17 protein-coding genes are annotated in these 16872 nt (G+C 74.7%); 15 read left to right on the top strand and 2 right to left on the bottom strand.

Features of this window, described 5'->3' with window-relative positions; all coding sequences use genetic code 11:
- Nucleotides 1-26: 26 nt before the first annotated feature.
- From dop to pafA, 6 genes are all read left to right on the top strand, one after another.
- Nucleotides 27-1544, top strand: a complete 1518-nt coding sequence (gene dop, locus OF117_RS07075) for a depupylase/deamidase Dop (protein WP_318014224.1) — start codon at nucleotides 27-29, stop codon at nucleotides 1542-1544.
- 97 nt (nucleotides 1545-1641) lie between these two features.
- Nucleotides 1642-1851 (top strand): ubiquitin-like protein Pup, encoded by a 210-nt coding sequence (locus OF117_RS07070; RefSeq protein WP_263552111.1) that lies wholly within the window; start codon nucleotides 1642-1644, stop codon nucleotides 1849-1851.
- A gap of 20 nt (nucleotides 1852-1871) precedes the next feature.
- A complete protein-coding gene (locus OF117_RS22235; RefSeq protein WP_411969426.1) occupies nucleotides 1872-2426 on the top strand; it encodes an endonuclease domain-containing protein in 555 nt (184 codons plus the stop codon).
- A 172-nt stretch (nucleotides 2427-2598) separates the two neighbouring features.
- Entirely contained in the window at nucleotides 2599-3456 is an 858-nt protein-coding gene (prcB, locus tag OF117_RS07065; protein ID WP_263552110.1) for a proteasome subunit beta, read from the top strand.
- Nucleotides 3457-3460: 4 nt separating this feature from the next.
- On the top strand, nucleotides 3461-4381 hold the full coding sequence (gene prcA / locus OF117_RS07060; protein WP_263552109.1) for a proteasome subunit alpha: 921 nt from the start codon (nucleotides 3461-3463) through the stop codon (nucleotides 4379-4381).
- Between the two features lie 78 nt (nucleotides 4382-4459).
- Entirely contained in the window at nucleotides 4460-5818 is a 1359-nt protein-coding gene (gene pafA / locus OF117_RS07055; RefSeq protein WP_263552108.1) for a Pup--protein ligase, read from the top strand.
- Nucleotides 5819-5870: 52 nt separating this feature from the next.
- Here the strand turns inward: pafA and OF117_RS07050 are convergent, their stop codons facing one another.
- Entirely contained in the window at nucleotides 5871-7049 is a 1179-nt protein-coding gene (locus OF117_RS07050; RefSeq protein ID WP_263552107.1) for a DUF3866 family protein, read from the bottom strand.
- 124 nt (nucleotides 7050-7173) lie between these two features.
- Between OF117_RS07050 and OF117_RS07045 the strand changes: the two genes are divergently transcribed.
- The 7 genes from OF117_RS07045 to OF117_RS07015 all read left to right on the top strand — a co-directional run bounded on the left by OF117_RS07045 (nucleotide 7174) and on the right by OF117_RS07015 (nucleotide 14186).
- On the top strand, nucleotides 7174-8205 hold the full coding sequence (locus OF117_RS07045) for a helix-turn-helix transcriptional regulator (protein ID WP_263552106.1): 1032 nt from the start codon (nucleotides 7174-7176) through the stop codon (nucleotides 8203-8205).
- The gene (locus OF117_RS07040) at nucleotides 8202-9197 is read left to right on the top strand and encodes a helix-turn-helix transcriptional regulator (protein ID WP_263552105.1); all 996 of its coding nucleotides are present in this window, start codon (nucleotides 8202-8204) and stop codon (nucleotides 9195-9197) included. The genes OF117_RS07045 and OF117_RS07040 overlap by 4 nt, the downstream gene beginning before the upstream one ends.
- A gap of 10 nt (nucleotides 9198-9207) precedes the next feature.
- Nucleotides 9208-9414 (top strand): hypothetical protein, encoded by a 207-nt coding sequence (locus OF117_RS07035; protein WP_263552104.1) that lies wholly within the window; start codon nucleotides 9208-9210, stop codon nucleotides 9412-9414.
- 110 nt (nucleotides 9415-9524) lie between these two features.
- Nucleotides 9525-9869, top strand: a complete 345-nt coding sequence (tatA, locus tag OF117_RS07030) for a Sec-independent protein translocase subunit TatA (RefSeq protein WP_263552103.1) — start codon at nucleotides 9525-9527, stop codon at nucleotides 9867-9869.
- An 11-nt stretch (nucleotides 9870-9880) separates the two neighbouring features.
- Nucleotides 9881-10783, top strand: coding sequence for a twin-arginine translocase subunit TatC (gene tatC, locus OF117_RS07025; protein ID WP_263552102.1), 903 nt, complete (start codon nucleotides 9881-9883; stop codon nucleotides 10781-10783).
- Nucleotides 10784-11022: 239 nt separating this feature from the next.
- Complete coding sequence (locus OF117_RS07020; RefSeq protein WP_263552101.1) at nucleotides 11023-13854, top strand: DEAD/DEAH box helicase; 2832 nt, start codon at nucleotides 11023-11025, stop codon at nucleotides 13852-13854.
- Nucleotides 13855-13946: 92 nt separating this feature from the next.
- Nucleotides 13947-14186, top strand: coding sequence for a DUF4333 domain-containing protein (locus tag OF117_RS07015; RefSeq protein WP_263552100.1), 240 nt, complete (start codon nucleotides 13947-13949; stop codon nucleotides 14184-14186).
- Nucleotides 14187-14222: 36 nt separating this feature from the next.
- On the opposite strand, the gene OF117_RS07010 is transcribed toward OF117_RS07015, so the two are convergent.
- The gene (locus OF117_RS07010; protein WP_263552351.1) at nucleotides 14223-15143 is read right to left on the bottom strand and encodes a 5'-3' exonuclease; all 921 of its coding nucleotides are present in this window, start codon (nucleotides 15141-15143) and stop codon (nucleotides 14223-14225) included.
- Between the two features lie 81 nt (nucleotides 15144-15224).
- Here OF117_RS07010 and OF117_RS07005 point away from each other — a divergent pair, with 81 nt between their 5' ends.
- On the top strand, nucleotides 15225-16376 hold the full coding sequence (locus tag OF117_RS07005) for a M24 family metallopeptidase (RefSeq protein WP_263552099.1): 1152 nt from the start codon (nucleotides 15225-15227) through the stop codon (nucleotides 16374-16376).
- On the top strand, nucleotides 16351-16836 hold the full coding sequence (locus OF117_RS07000) for an Lrp/AsnC family transcriptional regulator (RefSeq protein WP_263552098.1): 486 nt from the start codon (nucleotides 16351-16353) through the stop codon (nucleotides 16834-16836). The genes OF117_RS07005 and OF117_RS07000 overlap by 26 nt, the downstream gene beginning before the upstream one ends.
- Nucleotides 16837-16872 lie beyond the last annotated feature (36 nt).

Genomic DNA, 16872 nt, shown 5'->3' with positions numbered 1-16872 from the left:
CCCGGACGGCCGCCTAGGGTTGGGTCATGAGCGTGCGGCGGGTCATGGGCACCGAGGTGGAGTACGGCATCGCGGTGCCCGGCCAGCCGACGGCCAACCCGACCACCCTGTCCAGCCAGGTGGTCAACGCGTGGGCCGTGGCCGAGGCGCCGACGCCCCGCCGCCCGCGGTGGGACTTCGAGGAGGAGTCACCGCTGCGCGACGCCCGCGGCTTCGACCTGTCCCCGGCCCAGGCGCTCGACCACACCGACCTCGACGAGGACACCGGGATGGCCAACGTCATCCTGACCAACGGCGCCCGGCTGTACGTCGACCACGCGCACCCCGAGTACTCGACGCCGGAGGTGACCACCCCGCGCGACGTCGTCCTCTGGGACAAGGCGGGTGAGCAGGTCATGGCCGAGGCCGCCCGGCGGGCGGCGCGGGTGCCCGGCACCCAGCCGATCCAGCTGTACAAGAACAACACCGACGGCAAGGGCGCCAGCTACGGCGCGCACGAGAACTACCTGATGGACCGGCGGACGCCGTTCATCGACATCATCCGCGGCCTGATCCCGTTCTTCGTGACCCGGCAGGTCTTCGCCGGGTCCGGGCGGGTGGGCATCGGACCCGAGGGCCGCACCCAGGGCTTCCAGCTCTCCCAGCGCGCCGACTTCTTCGAGGTCGAGGTGGGCCTGGAGACCACGCTCAAGCGGCCGATCATCAACACCCGCGACGAGCCGCACGCCGACGCCGACAAGTACCGCCGGCTGCACGTGATCATCGGTGACGCCAACCTGGCCGAGCTGTCGACCTACCTCAAGGTCGGGACGACGTCGATCGTGCTGGCCATGATCGAGGCGCGGGCGCTGCCCGGCGATCTGACCATCGAGGAGCCGGTCGAGGCGCTGCAGGCGATCAGCCACGACCCGTCCCTGACCCACCTCGTGCGGCTGCGCGACGGCCGGCGCATGACGGGGATCCAGCTGCAGCAGCTCTACCTGGAGGCGGCGGAGAAGTTCGTCGACGGCGGGGGCGCCGACGACGTCGACGACGGCGGGCAGACCGCCGACGTGCTGCGCCACTGGGCGCAGGTGCTCGACGACCTCGCCGACGACCCGATGCGGTGCGCCGACCGGCTGGACTGGCCGGCCAAGCTGCGCCTGCTCGAGGGGTACCGGTCGCGCGACGCGCTGGCGTGGGGTGACTCGCGGCTGCACCTGGTCGATCTGCAGTACAGCGACGTCCGACCGGAGAGGGGCCTCTACCACCGGCTGGTGGCCCGCGGGTCGATGCAGCGGATGCTGACCGACGACGAGGTCATCCGGGCGATGACCAGCCCGCCGACCGACACCCGGGCGTTCTTCCGCGGGGAGTGCCTGCGTCGCTACCCGACCCAGGTGGCGGCCGCGTCGTGGGACTCGGTCGTGTTCGACCTCGGCCGGGAGAACCTGGTGCGCATCCCGACCATGGAGCCGCTGCGCGGCACGCGGGAGCACGTCGGGGCCTTGTTCGAGGCGAGCGCGACGGCGCAGGAGCTCGTCGACACGATCACCGGCGGGTGATCCACCGGCCCCGCAAGGATGACCCGGATGTCACCTCCGGCGGGTAGCTTCGGCTCGCACACGCATCGGCGTCGATGCACGGACTGTGGAGGGACCCATGGCCACGAGGGACACCGGCGGGCAGCAGCGGGCTACGCGGTCGCGCGAGGAGGCCGAGGAGGTCGAGGCCTCGGTCGACTCCGAGGTGGCCGAGCGCCACAAGGAGATGAGCGAGGACATCGACGCCATCCTCGACGAGATCGACGAGGTGCTCGAGGAGAACAGCGAAGAGTTTGTTCGCCAATACGTGCAGAAGGGCGGAGAGTAGTCAGCAGCTTACGCTCCGTCATGACCAAGCGGTGCCCGTCTTGCCGCAAGACCAAGCCAGCTGCCAACTTCGGTCGCAACAGATCGCTGGGTGACGGGCTGTCCTTCTACTGCCTCGAGTGCAACCGGGCCAAGAGCAACACGCACTACCGGAAACGCCGTCAAGCCATGGGCAAGACGGTGCGGGACGTGTCGTGGGTTCCTGACGGCTTCCGTTGGTGCCCGGTCTGCCGCAAGGCCGTAAGGCACGAAAAGTACATGCGCAGCAGCGTCACCTCCTCTGGTTTCGGGAGTCGGTGCAAGCCCTGCCACAACGCAGCGAACAGCGAGTACTACTTCCATCGCAGGTACAAGCTGACCAAGAACCAGGTGGCGGAGATGCGAGCCGCCCAGGACGACCAGTGCGCCATCTGCCGTGAGTCGGCCCCGCAGCACCTGGACCACGACCATGCTACTGGGGAAACGCGACAGCTGCTCTGCCAGCGGTGCAACCACGGCCTGGGGTTGTCCGCGACGATCCACTGCTCCTGCATGCGGCCGCCTATTACGTCGCCTTCCATCGTGAGCGGGCAGTGATCCTGGCCGCCCAGCGGTCTGCTGGCTCGTCGCCCGACACCGACAGCCGACCGGGCGGCCCGCCGGTAGGGTCGCAGCGACGCCCCGGCGGGACGCGCAGCACCAAGGGTGTGCGCGGCGCCGGACGGACCGAGGGTGGACGCCGGCGCACGACGGCGGGAGAGGCGGATGGGTGAACGAGTGGTCGGCCGGCCGGAGCGGGTTCCCGCCCGCCTATCTGGACCGGGTGGGTTCCTCGTTCACCGACTTCCTGGCGGCGACCTCGCCCGAGCTGCTGCCCGGCCGCCGGCCGGTCCCGCAGCTACCGGTCGGTGACATCGCCCCCCACGGCACCACGATCGTCGCGGCGACCTTCGCCGACGGCGTCATCATGGCCGGCGACCGGCGCGCCACCATGGGCAACCTCATCTCCAGCCGCGACATCGAGAAGGTCTACCCGGCCGACTCCTACAGCGTGATCGGCATCGCCGGCGCCGCCGGCATCGCGATCGAGATGGTCCGGCTGTACCAGGTCGAGCTCGAGCACTACGAGAAGATCGAGGGCCTCACGCTCTCCCTCGACGGCAAGGCCAACCGGCTCGCCCAGATGATCCGCGGCAACCTGGGCGCCGCGTTGCAGGGGCTCGCCGTCGTCCCGCTGTTCGCCGGCTACGACCTCGACGCCGCCGAGGGCGTCAGCCCCGGGCGCATCTTCAGCTACGACGTCACCGGCGGGAACTACGAGGAGCGCGGCTACGCCACGGTCGGCTCGGGCTCGTTGTTCGCCCGGAACTCGCTGAAGAAGACCTGGCGGGCCGGGCTCGACCGCGACGGCGCCACCCGGACCGTCGTCGAGGCGCTCTACGACGCCGCCGACGACGACTCCGCCACCGGCCTGCCCGACCCGGTCCGCCGGCTGTACCCGATCGTCTACCGCGTCGACGCCGAAGGCGCCGTCCGCCTGGCCGACGAGGAGGTCGCCGGCGTCGCCGAGTCGATCATCGCCGAGCGGGCCGAGGCCGAGCGGCTCTCCGCCGGGCGGGAGGGCTGACGCCATGACGATGCCGTACTACGCCTCGCCCGAGCAGTTGATGCGCGACCGCTCGGAGTACGCCCGCAAGGGCATCTCCCGCGGCCGCAGCGTCGCCGTCGTCACCTACTCCGACGGCGTGCTGTTCATCGCCGAGAACCCCAGCTCGACGCTGCACAAGGTGGGCGAGCTCTACGACCGCATCGGCTTCGCCGCCGTCGGCCGGTACAGCGAGTTCGAGAGCCTGCGGGTGGCCGGTGTCCGGCTCGCCGACGTCCGCGGCTACTCCTACAACCGGCGCGACGTCACCGGGCGGGTCATCGCCAACGCCTACGCGCAGACCCTCGGCGCGATCTTCACCGAGCAGATGAAGCCCTACGAGGTCGAGTTGTGCGTCGCCGAGGTCGGCGACACGCCCGAGGCCGACCAGCTCTACCGGCTCACCTTCGACGGCTCGGTGGTCGACGAGCCGGACTTCGTCGTCATGGGCGGGCAGGCCGACGCCGTCACCGGGCACCTGCGCGAGCACTTCCACCCCGGCATGGGGCTGGCCGACGCGCTCCAGGTCGGCGTCCGGGCCCTGTCGGCGGTCAGCCCGGTCACCTCGGGCGCCGCCGGCGACGGTGGCCCCGCGCAGCTGACCGCTGCGCAGCTCGAGGTCGCCGTCCTCGACCGCCGCCGCCCCAAGCGGGCCTTCCGCCGCATCGTCGGCGCCGCCCTGCGCTCCCTGCTCGGCGACACCTCGGCCGCCGCGGCGCCCGAGGCGGCCACGGCGGCCTCCGCGCACGCCCCCAGCCACCCGCAGCCGGGCACGCCCGCCGGCCTGGGCAGCCCCGAGGCGCCCGACACGGCCGGTGGCACGGAGGGCACCGGGGAGGGCTCCGGACCGCAGCCCGGTCCCGACGACCGCCAGCGGGACGCCGGCCCGGACGGCGGGGCGGGCTGACCGGTCGCCGGGTCACGGCATCGGCGCGACGCGGTCCGGCAGCCAGCTTTCGTCGTCCCCGGCGCCTAGGCTCGGTCCGTGGACCGACGGATCTTCGGGATCGAGACCGAGTACGGCGTCACGTGCACCTTCCGCGGGCAGCGCCGGCTGTCCCCGGACGAGGTCGCCCGCTACCTGTTCCGCCGCGTGGTCTCGTGGGGTCGGAGCTCCAACGTGTTCCTGCGCAACGGCTCGCGGCTGTACCTCGACGTCGGCAGCCACCCGGAGTACGCCACGGCCGAGTGCGACGACCTCACCGAGCTCGTCGTCCACGACAAGGCGGGCGAGCGCATCCTCGAGGGCCTGCTCGTCGACGCCGAGCAGCGGCTGAACGAGGAGGGCGTGACCGGCGACATCTACCTGTTCAAGAACAACACCGACTCGGCCGGCAACAGCTACGGCTGCCACGAGAACTACCTGGTCGGCCGGCACGGCGAGTTCAGCCGGCTGGCCGACGTGCTCATCCCGTTCCTGGTCAGCCGGCAGATCGTCGTCGGCGCCGGCAAGGTGCTGCAGACCCCGCGGGGCGCCATCTACTGCGTCAGCCAGCGGGCCGAGCACATCTGGGAGGGCGTCTCCAGCGCCACCACCCGCTCCCGCCCGATCATCAACACCCGCGACGAGCCGCACGCCGACGCCGAGCGCTACCGGCGGCTGCACGTCATCGTCGGCGACTCGAACATGAACGAGACGACGACACTGCTCAAGGTCGCCATGACCGACCTCGTGCTGCGGATGATCGAGGCCGGCACCCCGATCAAGGACATGAGCCTGGAGAACCCGATCCGGGCCATCCGCGAGATCAGCCACGACATGACCGGACGGCGCAAGGTGCGGCTGGCCAGCGGCCGGGAGATGTCGGCGCTGGAGATCCAGACCGAGTACCACTCGCGCGCCGCGGAGTTCGTCGACCGGGAGGGGTTCGGCCCGGTGCACCGGCAGATGCTCGAGCTGTGGGGCCGGGTGCTCAAGGCGGTCGACACCGGCGACCTGTCGCTGATCGACCGCGAGATCGACTGGGCGACCAAGTACAGCCTGATCGAGCGCTACCGCGGCAAGCGCGGTCTGCCGCTGTCGCACCCGCGCATCGCGCAGATGGACCTCGCCTACCACGACATCAGCCGCAGGCGGGGCCTGTACTACCTGCTCGAGCGGGCCGGGCAGGTCGAGCGGGTGGCGCACGAGCCGCGCATCTTCGAGGCCAAGAACGTGCCCCCGCAGACCACCCGGGCCCGGCTGCGCGGCGAGTTCATCCGCCGCGCCCAGGAGAAGCGCCGCGACTTCACCGTCGACTGGGTGCACCTCAAGCTCAACGACCAGGCCCAGCGCACCGTGCTGTGCAAGGACCCGTTCAAGGCCGTCGACGACCGGGTCGACAAGCTGATCGCCAGCATGTGAGGGAGGGCCGCGGCGCGGAGCCCCCGGGCCCGCCCGCGGTGAGGGGGGTCCGTCAGGCGTCGCCGGCGGCGTCGTCCTCGGCCGCACCGCCCGCGGCCGCACCGCCCGCGGCCGCGCCGGGCTCGGGTGGCGGGAGCACCCGCAGCGCGGCGTACCGGCCGGCGGCCGCGGCCGCCAGGAAGTAGGCCCGCTCCTCGGGGTAGCCGCGGCCCATGGTCGACAGCGGCACCGGCGACAGCGACAGCGCCTTGTCCAGCCCGTCGGTGTCGACCCACACAACCGGGTTGCGTTCCGGCTGGCCGGCGAGGTCCTCGTCCACCTGCCCGCCGAGCTCCGACGACAGCCCGCGCGGCGCCACCAGGGTCACCCCGGCCAGGGCCACCCGCCCGAAGGCGGTGAGCGAGTGGTGGGAGACGCCGCGGTGGCGGGGGCGCGGGTCGGCGTCCGAGATGCGCAGCGCCCCGATCGGCCGGCCGCCGAGCACGCTCACCGCGTTGCACGCCTCCCCGGCGGCCACGCCGGAGAAGCCCCACGGCGTGCCCGTCCCGAGGTTGCCCGGCCCCTGCGTGACGATGGCGACGTCGGCGCCGAGCACGTGCCTGGCCGCCAGCAGACCGGTGTGCACGGTCACCGCCTCCAGGTCGCCGCCGAAGGCCTGGCCGACCGTCACCGTTCCGGCCAGCGACGTCCGGAGGCCGCCCAGCGTGCGGGAGAAGCCGGCCGCGAGCGCGCCGCCGTCGGTCATCACGTACGCGACCCGCAGGTCCGGGTCGGTGGCCAGCGCGCCGATGAGCACGGCCGGCAGCGCCGAGTGCAGGTCGGCGACCACGACCGGCATGCCGCCGAGGTCGTCGGCGTCGGCGAGGGTCCGGTGGTGCTCGGTGTCCTGCTCGTCGACGCCCTGCACGCTCACCTGCAGCGGCGTGTACCGCGCCTTCACCAGGTGCCCCGGCCCGGCCGGGTCCGGTGGCAGCCGGTCGGGGACGGCGACCACCAGCGCGTACCCGCCGGTGCCGAGCTGCTGCGCCCACGCGGTCGTGTTCAGCAGCACGTCGTCGCCGACCTCAGGCACCCCGACCAACGAGGGGTAGGCCAGCGCCCGCACCTCGCCGTCGTCCGGGACGTCGACGGTCAGCTCGAGCGCGTCCCGCCAGGACCGGCCGGTCGCCCGCACCCGCCCGCGCCGCCAGCGGATCCGCGACACCGGACGGCCTCGGTCTGCGGAGCTCACCCCCGCAGGCTAGCCAGCGCCCCGACGGCCAGCAGGACGACGCCCGCCGGCGCGCGCGCCGCGTCGGCGGGCGGGCCGCGGCCGGACCGACGGCACCCGCCGGCCGCTGACTAGCCTGGCGGGCATGGCGGCCAAGCGGGCGGAGCGACTGGTGAACCTGGTCATCGCGCTGCTCTCCACCCGCCAGTACGTCACCGCCGCGCGGATCCGGGCCACCGTGCCCGGCTACGAGGCCGACGACGGCACCGACCGCGCCGACGAGGCCTTCAAGCGCATGTTCGAGCGGGACAAGGCCGAGCTGCGCGAGATGGGCGTGCCGCTGGAGACCGGCCGCACGAGCGTCTTCGACACCGAGGACGGCTACCGCATCGCCCGGGCCGACTACGAGCTGCCCGAGATCACCCTCACCGGCGAGGAGGCCGCGGCGGTGGGCCTGGCCCTGCGGCTGTGGGAGTCGGCGCGGCTGGCGTCGGCCGCGCACAGCGCCCTGGTCAAGCTCAAGGCGGCCGGCGTCGATGTCGACACCTCCCGGGCGATCCCGCTGCAGCCGCGGCTGGACGCCGGGGAGCCCGCCTTCGAGGCCTCCTACGCGGCGGCCCGCGACCGGCGGCAGCTCAGCTTCGAGTACCGCCGTCCCGACGAGGACACCCCCGCCGAGCGGCACGTGCAGCCCTGGGGCGTGGTGGCCTGGCACGGCCGCTGGTACCTGGTCGGCCTCGATCTCGACCGGCAGGACACGCGGGTCTTCCGGCTGTCCCGCGTCGTCGGCACCCCCCGGGCCAGCGGCCCCGCCGGCGCCTTCGAGCCGCCGGCGGACCTCGACCTCGCCGCGGCCGTCGCCCGCCAGGTCGCCGGCGGTCCGGAGCGGATCGCCGTCGTGCGCGCCCGCCCGGGCACCGCCGTCGGCCTGCGGCGGCACGCCACCCCGCTGGGCGCCGCCGAGGACGGCGACGACCGGCTGGAGCTGCGGACCCCCGAGCTCGGCCCGCTGGCCGACCAGCTGGCCGCCCTCGGCGCCGACGTCGTCGTCGAGTCGCCGGCCGAGCTGCGCGACGCCGTCGTCGCCCGGCTGACCCGGCTCGCGCGGCTCGCCGACCCGGGCGGCGACCGCGACGCGGGCGCGCTCGCCGGCACGCCGGCGGGGGAGCGGGCGTGACCGCGACCAGCACCAACGAGCGGATGACCCGGCTGCTCGCCCTGGTGCCCTACCTCACCGCCCGCCCGGACGGCGTGCCGCTGACCGAGGCCGCCCGCGACTTCGGCGTTCCCGAGCGGCAGCTGCGCAGCGACCTGGACCTGCTCTGGATGTGCGGCCTGCCCGGCTACGGCCCGGGTGACCTCATCGACCTGGCCTTCGAGGGCGACCGGGTGCGGGTGACGTTCACCGCCGGCATGGTGCGCCCGCTGCGGCTGACCACCGACGAGGCGGTCGCCCTCGTGGTGGCCCTCCGGACGCTGCTGGAGCTGCCCGGTCTGGCCGAGCGCGACGCGGTCAGCCGGGCCCTGGCCAAGGTGTCGGCCGCCGCCGGGCACGCCGCCGACCGGGTCACGCCCGTCGTGCTGAGCGTCGACGCCCGGGAGCAGGCGCTGGCCGTCGTCCGCGACGGGCTGGAGCGCCGCCGGGCGCTGCACCTGCACTACTACGTGCCCACGCGCGACGAGCGGACCGAGCGCACGGTCGACCCGATGCGCCTGCTGCTGGTCGACGGGCGGTGGTACCTGGAGGCCTGGTGCCGGCGGGCCGAGGGCGTCCGGCTGTTCCGGCTGGACCGGGTCGACGGGGTCGAGGTGCTCGACGAGCCGGCCGCCCCGCCGCCGCAGGCCCACGGACGGGACGTCGAGTCCGGCATCTACCAGCCGGAGCCGGGCTCGCCCGTCGTCCGGCTGCGGCTGGCCCGGGCTGCCCGCTGGGTCGCCGAGTACTACCCGGTCGAGGACGCCCGCCCGGTCGACGACCCGCCCGGCGGGCTGGCCGTCGTGCTGCGCACCGCCGACCTCGCCTGGGCCCGCCGCCTGGTCGCCTCCCTCGGCGGCGCGGCGCTGGTCGACGAGCCGGCCGAGCTCGCCGCCGCCGTCGCCGCGGACGCGCGGGCGGCCCTCGGCCGGTACACCGGCGACGCCCAGCCGGCTGCCAGCCGGGGCGGCTAGGGTCGCTGCCGTGCTGCTCGTCGTGGTCTGGATCGTCGTCGCCGTCCTGGTGCTGGCCGTGCTCGGCGGCCTGCTGCACGGGCTGCTCGGCGCCTTCCAGCGGCTCGGCCGGGAGGTCGACGCCTTCGGGCGCGAGCTCGGCCCGGTGCTCGAACTGGCCCGCGACAGCGCCGAGCGGGCCGCGCGGCTGCGCGCCGACCAGGAGGACGCCGGCTGACCACCGGCGGGACGGGCTCGTCCCGGCCGGACCGCGCCACCCGCGACGGCCCGGCCGCGGGGGGACCGCGGCGTAGCATTTCCCCTGCCCCTCACGACCGGAGGATGACCATGCCCAACCTGGGACCCCTGGAGATCGGCCTGATCATCCTCGCCGTCCTGCTGCTGTTCGGGTACAAGAAGCTGCCCGACGCCTCCCGCTCGCTCGGCCGCTCGCTGCGCATCTTCAAGGGCGAGATGAAGGGCATGAAGGACGACGACCGCGCCGACGACCGCGCCGACGACCGCGCCGGGGGCCGCGACGACGCGCGACCGGCCGCGGACACCCCGGTGCGCGGCGAGATCGTCGCCCCGTCGTCCGGCCCCCGCGACGACCTGACCGCGCAGCTGCAGGCCGAGGCGCGCGACGCCGAGGCACGCGCCCAGCGGGCGCGCTCGGCCGACGGCTCCCGCTGACCCCGCGCGGCGTGCCCCGGCTGCGGCGGCGCCGGCCGCCCCGCGACCCCGAGGCGACGATGTCGCTGGTTGCCCACCTCACCGAGTTGCGCAACCGCGTCGCGAAGGCGCTGCTCGCCCTCGCCCTCGGCACCGTCGTCGGCTTCCTCTGGTACGACCGGGGCCTGCTGTCGTTCCTCACCGAGCCCTACTGCGCGCTGCCCGGCGACCTGCGCTTCCAGGGCGACGCGAGCTGCCAGCTGGTGGTCCTCGACGTCTTCGGCGGGGTGCTGCTCCGGCTGAAGATCGGACTCATCGCCGGCGCGGTGCTCTCCGCGCCGTTCTGGCTGTACCAGCTGTGGGCGTTCATCACGCCCGGCCTCAAGCGCAACGAACGGCGCTACACCGTCGCCTTCGTCGCCGCGTCGAGCACGCTGTTCGCCCTCGGTGCCGTGCTCGCCTACATCACGCTGTACAAGGGCCTGGAGATCCTGCTCACCCTGGCCGGTGACGAGGTCGCGTTCCAGCTGACCGCACCCGACTACCTCGGCTTCGTCACCAGCCTGCTGGTGGCCTTCGGGCTGTCGTTCGAGCTGCCGCTGATCGCGGTCGCGCTCAACCTGGTCGGGCTCCTCTCCTACGCGGCCCTGGCCCGCTCGCGGCGGTGGATCTACTTCCTGACCATCGTCTTCGCCGCCTTCGTCACCCCGACGCAGGACCCGTTCACCATGCTGGCGATGGCGCTGCCCATGGCCGTGCTGTTCGAGCTCGCCATCCAGATCGCCCGGGTGGTCGACCGCCGCCGCGCCCGGCGCGACGCCGCGCAGCACTTCCACGGCCTCCCCGACGACGCGGCCTCGCCGCTGGACGCCCGGCCGTCGTCGCTCGACGACGCGGCCGCACCGGCCGACTCGGGCGCCTCCTCGCACCGCTGACGCCGGTGCCCTGCGGACGCCGGTGCACTGCTCACGCCCCTGTGCTCTGCTAACGCCCCCGTGCTGTGCGTGCGCTGCGCACCCAGAGCACAGGGACCCGGATGGGGACGGCCGCCCGACCGCGGGGTTCCCGCGGTGGCCCCGCCCCGAGCGGGGGTTCCCGCGGTGGCCCCGCCCCGAGCGCAGGGTTCCCGCGGTGGCCCCGGTGACGGGAGGGCGCAGCGCCTAACGTGGGGAGCATGTCCAGCCCCGCGGAGCGGTACGCGGCCGCGCGGCGGCGCACCGCCCACCCGACGTTGTCCGACTTCACCGCCGAACTCGGTTTCTCCCTCGATCCGTTCCAGGTCGAGGCGTGCGAGGCGCTCGACGAGGGCGCGGGTGTGCTGGTGTGCGCGCCGACCGGCGCCGGCAAGACCGTCGTCGGTGAGTTCGCCGTGCACAAGGCGCTCGCGGAGGGCCGCAAGGCCTTCTACACGACGCCGATCAAGGCGCTGTCCAACCAGAAGTACAACGACCTGGTCGAGCGCTACGGGCCGGCGAAGGTGGGCCTGCTCACCGGTGACAACGCGGTCAACGGCGACGCGCCGGTGGTGGTCATGACCACCGAGGTGCTGCGGAACATGCTCTACGCGGAGTCCCCGGCGATCGCGGGGCTCGGCTACGTGGTCATGGACGAGGTGCACTACCTCGCCGACCGGTTCCGCGGCGCCGTCTGGGAGGAGGTGATCATCCACCTCCCGCAGTCGGTCACCCTGGTGTCCCTGTCGGCGACGGTCAGCAACGCCGAGGAGTTCGGCGACTGGCTGGTCACCGTCCGCGGGCACACCAAGGTGGTCGTGAGCGAGGTCCGGCCGGTCCCGCTGTGGCAGCACATGCTGGTCGGCAGCCGTGTCTTCGACCTGTTCAGCCTGCGCCCGGTGGCGCACGCGGCCGGAGCGGACGACCCGCGGCAGTCCACCCGCGAGCGCGGCTCGTCGGTGGTCGACCCGGAGCTCGTCCGCTACGTGCGCGAGTACGAGCGGCGCACCGACAGCTGGAGCGAGGGCCCGCGGCGCGGCGGCTTCTCCCACCGCCCGCGCTACCGCCCGCCGGCCCGCCCCGACGTCGTCGAGCGGCTCGACCGCGCCGGCCTGCTCCCGGCGATCACCTTCGTCTTCAGCCGCAACGGCTGCGACCAGGCCGTGCACCAGTGCCTCCTGGCCGGGCTGCGGCTGACCGACGAGGCCGAGCGCGCGGAGATCGCGGAGATCGTCGACCGGCGGACCGGCTCGCTGCCCGACGAGGACCTGCACGTCCTCGGCTTCTGGGAGTGGCGGGAAGGCCTGCTGGCCGGGCTGGCCGCGCACCACGCGGGTCTGGTGCCGGCCTTCAAGGAGACCGTCGAGGAGTGCTTCGTCCGCGGGCTGGTCAAGGCCGTGTTCGCCACCGAGACCCTCGCGCTGGGCATCAACATGCCGGCCCGCACGGTCGTGCTCGAGCGGCTGGTCAAGTGGAACGGCGAGGCCCACGCCGACGTGACGCCGGGGGAGTACACGCAGCTCACCGGTCGGGCCGGCCGGCGCGGCATCGACGTCGAGGGCCACGCCGTCGTCGTCTGGGCGCCCGGCGTCGACCCGGCGGTGGTCGCCGGGCTGGCCAGCACCCGCACCTACCCGCTGCGGTCGTCGTTCCGGCCCAGCTACAACATGGCGGTCAACCTGGTCGGCTCGTTCGGCCGGGCCCGCGCCCGCGAGCTGCTGGGCAGCTCGTTCGCCCAGTTCCAGGCCGACCGGTCGGTCGTGGGCCTGGCCCGCGCGGCGGCCCGGCACGAGAAGGACGCCGAGCGGTGGGCCGCCGACATGCACTCCGACTCCGGCGACGTCGGCGAGTACGCCCGGATCCGCCGGGAGATCGGCGAGCGGGAGAAGGAGCTCTCCCGCGACTCGCAGGCCAAGCGGCGCCTCGAGGCCGCCGACGCGCTCGCCGCGCTGCGGCCCGGTGACGTCATCCGGGTGCCCTCCGGGCGGCGCCAGGGGCTGGCCGTCGTCCTGGACGCCGGCGTCACCGACCTCGCCGACCCGCGCCCCCTGGTGCTCACCGAGGACAAGTGGGCCGGCCGGCTCGGCTCCGTCGACTTCCCGACGCCGGTGACCGCGCTGGCCCGGGTCCGGGTACCGAAGAACTTCAACCACCGCAGCCCGCACGCCCGCCGCGACCTCGCCTCCACCCTGCGCAACGCGCGGCTGGAGAACGACCTGGGCGCGCGGCGGGTCAAGCAGCGGTCGGCCGCCGCCGACGACCCGGTGCTGCACGACCTCCGGCGGGCGCTGCGCAACCACCCGGTGCACGGCCTGCCGGACCGGGACGAGCGGGTCCGCGCCGCCGAGCGGTGGCTGCGCGCGGTGCACGAGGCCGACGGGCTGCAGCGCACCATGGCCGACCGCACCGGCTCGCTCACCCGGCAGTTCGACCGCACCTGCGACGTCCTCGAGGAGCTGGGCTACCTGGTGCCCGAGGTGGCGCCCCTGGTGCCCGCGGACACCCACGAGCTCGGCGCGGCCGACGACGTCCCGGTGGTCACCGACGACGGCCGGCGGCTGGCCCGCATCTGGGCGGAGGGCGACCTGCTGGTCGCCGAGTGCCTGCGCGCGGGCGTGTGGCGCGGCCTGACGCCGGCCGAGCTGGCGGCCGTCGTCTCGACGCTGGTCTTCGAGGCCCGGCGCGACATGCCCGGCCAGCCGGCGGTGCCCGCCGGGAAGGTGGCCGCCACGATCGCCGAGATGCGCCGGATCCGGCTGCGGCTGCAGGACGTCGAGGCGCACCACGGCGTGCCCGCCACCCGCGACCTCGACCTGGGCTTCGTCTGGGCGGCCTACCGCTGGGCCGACGGGCAGCACCTCGACCGGGTGCTCGCCGGGGCCGAGCAGGCCGGCACCGAGCTCTCCGGGGGCGACTTCGTCCGCTGGGCCCGCCAGCTGATCGACCTGCTCGACCAGCTGGGCGCGGTCGCCGACGACCCGGTCGGCGCGGCCGCGCGGGCGGCCGTCGCGCGCGTGCGGCGTGGCGTCGTGGCCGTGGCGGTGGGCGGCTGACCGCCGGCGCGCCCCGGCCGCGCCGGCGGTCGCGTCGCGGGCTGCTGCTCACGCTGGTCGCGCTGACCCTGGTCGTCGCGATCGTCGTGGTCGTGCTGGCCGGCGTGCTCGGCTCCCGGGTGCTGGACCGCACCGCGGTCGAGCGTGACGTCGCCGCGCAGTTCGAGCAGCGCGAGGGCGTCGCCCTGGACCTGTCCTGCGACGAGCGGATGCTGGTCGTCACCGGTGCCACCTACACCTGTCGCGGCGCCACGGCCGACGGCGAGGACGTCACCATCCGGATCACGGTGACCGACGCGGCCGAGGCCGCGTACTCCTGGGCCGAGCCCTGAACCCGCCCGCCGGCGGACCGAAACCCGGGCGTCGGCTCAGGCCGGCGCGTCCGCCGGCCAGCCCAGCGCGGCACCCAGCCGGCGCAGCGACGACTCGATCCCGTGCGCGGCGGCGAGCCCGGCGAGGGTGTCCGCGTCCGCCGGCCGGCGGGGCAGGTCGCCGTCGACCGGGGGCAGGTCGATGTCCTTCGCCACCGCCACCACCACCGGGGCGGCGTCCAGGTACGCGCCCGCGGCGTGCAGCCGCTTGAGCACCGCCGCCGTCAGCGGCGGCCGCGGCACGGCGGTACGGGACGCCGCCTCCCGGATGCCCGCCAGGTCGCCGAACGCGGTGACCAGCGCCGCCGCCGTCTTGGCGCCGATCCCGGGCACGCCGGGCAGGCCGTCGCTGGGGTCGCCGCGCAGCACGGCGAAGTCGGCGTAGGCCCGGCCGGGGATGCCGTACTTCGCGGTGACCGCCGCCTCGTCGACCACCTCGATGTCGAGGATGCCGCGGGCGGTGTAGAGGACCCGCACGCCGCGGGCGTCGTCCACCAGCTGGAACAGGTCGCGGTCGCCGGTGACGACGTCGACCGGTCCCCGGGCCCGGGTGGCCAGGGTGCCGATCACGTCGTCGGCCTCGTAGCCGGGCGCCCCGACGCGGGCGACGCCGGCCGCGGCGAGCACCTCGACCAGCACCGGGACCTGCGGGGTCAGCTCGTCGGGCACGACCTCCTCGGTGCCGTCGGGCGCGAGCCGGTGGGCCTTGTAGGAGGGCAGGGCCGCGACGCGGAACGCCGGTCGCCAGTCGTCGTCCCAGCAGGCCACGAGCCGGTCCGGCCGGTGGGTGGTCAGCAGCCGGGCGGTCATGTCCAGGAAGCCGCGGACGGCGTTGACCGGCCGCCCGTCCGGGGAGGTCACGCTGGTGGGGACGCCGTAGAACGCCCGGAAGTAGAGGCTGGCGGCGTCCAGCAGCATGGTCGTCACGGCCGCGGACGTTATCGGTCCGGGCGCCCGCCGCGGCGCGGCGGCCCGCGCCGCGGTGGCTAGGCTTCGGCCGTGACGACCGCAGCCGCGCCGCCCGGCGACCCGCTCGTGTCGATCGACCGGGTGCACGGGGCGCGTGCGCGGGCCGAGCAGGCGGGCATCGACCTGCTCGTGCTGACGCCGGGGTCCGACCTGCGCTATCTCACCGGCTATGCCGCCCACGCGATGGAGCGGCTCACCGCGCTGGCGGTGCCCCGCCGCGGCGAGCCCTACCTGGTGGTGCCGCGCCTGGAGGCGCCGATGGTCGACGCCAGCCCGGCCGCCGCACTCCAGCTCGAGCTGATGGCCTGGGACGAGACCGACGACCCGTTCGCGCTGCTGGCCGGTGCGGCCACCGCGCGGCTCGGGACGGCGCCGCGGCGGGTGGCCGTCGGGGCGCGCACCTGGGCCGAGCACGCGCTCGGCGTCCAGCGGGCGCTGCCCGGGTCGGCGCTGGAGCTGGCCGGCCCGGTCGTCGACCGGCTGCGGGTGGTCAAGACGCCGGCCGAGATCCAGGAGCTCGCCGCCGCCGGCGCGGCCATCGACCGGGTGCACGCGCGGATGGGGGAGTGGCTGCGGGTCGGCCGCACCGAGGCCGAGGTCGGCGCCGACATCGCCGCGGCGATCCTCGCCGAGGGGCACGTGGCGGTCGACTTCACCATCGTCGGCTCGGGACCGAACGGCGCCAGCCCGCACCACGAGCTGTCCGGCCGCGCGATCGAGGCCGGCGACCTCGTCGTCGTCGACATCGGCGGGATGACCGCGACCGGCTACCGGTCCGACTGCACCCGCACCTACGCCGTCGGGCGCGACCCCGACGCGGCGACCGCCGAGTGGTACGGCGTGCTGCAGGCCGCGCAGGCGGCGGCCACGGCGGCCGTCCGCCCCGGCGTCACCGCCGAGCAGGTGGACGCCGCGGCGCGCGAGCTGATCGCCGTCGCCGGGTGGGGCGAGCAGTTCATCCACCGCACCGGGCACGGCATCGGCCTGGACACCCACGAGGCGCCCTACGTCGTCGCCGGCAACGCGCTGCCGCTGGAGCCGGGCATGGCGTTCTCCGTGGAGCCGGGCATCTACTTCGCCGGCCGGTGCGGAGCCCGGATCGAGGACATCGTCGTCTGCACCGACGACGGCGTCCGGACGCTGAACGACGGTCCCCGTGAGCTCGTCGTCCTCCCCGGCTGACCCCGGCGCGGCCCCGCTCGCGTCGGCCGACGTGGACCGGGCCCTGCTGGCCGCGCTGGCCCGCGACGGCCGGGCCAGCTACACCGAGCTGGCCGAGCGGGTGGGTCTGTCGGTGTCGGCGGTGCACCAGCGGGTCCGCCGGCTGGAGCAGCGGGGCCTGATCACCGGCTACCACGCCAAGCTCGACGCGGCGGCGCTCGGCGTCGGGCTGACCGCGTTCGTGTCCATCACCCCGATCGACGTGGCCCAGCCCGACGACGCGCCGGCCCGGCTGGCCCACCTGACCGCGATCGAGGCCTGCCACTCGGTCGCCGGCGTGGAGAGCTACATCCTCAAGGTGCGGGTGTCCTCGCCGGACGCGCTGGAGGCGCTGCTGCAGGAGATCCGCGCGGCGGCCAACGTGACCACCCGGACGACGGTCGTGCTGTCGACGTTCTACGAGGGCCGCCCGCCGATCTGACGACCCGCCGCGCCCCGGCTGGACACGCCGTCGAAC

Source organism: Geodermatophilus sp. YIM 151500, from assembly GCF_025716945.1.
Classification (GTDB): Bacteria; Actinomycetota; Actinomycetes; order Mycobacteriales; family Geodermatophilaceae; genus YIM-151500.
The sequence above is the reverse complement of the archived record's forward strand: the minus strand, read 5'-3'. Positions and strand labels throughout refer to the sequence as shown.